1 rRNA gene is annotated in these 546 nt (G+C 58.8%); it reads left to right on the top strand.

The features are described from left to right. Window positions 1-546 (top strand): 23S ribosomal RNA (locus tag BFN33_RS49030); the annotation flags it as partial.

Below are 546 nucleotides of genomic sequence, written 5' to 3' on the forward strand. Positions count from 1 at the left end.
GAAGCCGCGCCGGAAGGCAGTGGTGGACGGTTCACGAGTGAGAATGCAGGCATGAGTAGCGATACACACGTGGGAAACGTGTGCGCCGATTGACTAAGGGTTCCTGGGTCAAGCTGATCTGCCCAGGGTAAGTCGGGACCTAAGGCGAGGCCGACAGGCGTAGTCGATGGATAACCGGTTGATATTCCGGTACCCGCTGTGAAGCGTCAAACACTGAACCAGGCGATGCTAAGTCCGTGAAGCCGCCCCAGAGCCTTCGGGCAAAGGGGAGTGGTGGAGCCGGCGAACCAGACTTGCAGTAGGTGAGTGATGGGGTGACGCAGGAAGGTAGTCCAGCCCGGGCGGTGGTTGTCCCGGGGTAAGGGTGTAGGCCGTGCGGTAGGTAAATCCGTCGCACACAAGGCTGAGACCTGATGCCGAGCCGATTGTGGTGAAGTGGATGATCCTATGCTGTCGAGAAAAGCCTCTAGCGAGTTTCATGGCGGCCCGTACCCTAAACCGACTCAGGTGGTCAGGTAGAGAATACCGAGGCGTTCGGGTGAACTA

Source organism: Streptomyces sp. LUP47B, assembly GCF_001746295.1.
In the GTDB taxonomy this organism is placed as follows: domain Bacteria; phylum Actinomycetota; class Actinomycetes; order Streptomycetales; family Streptomycetaceae; genus Streptomyces.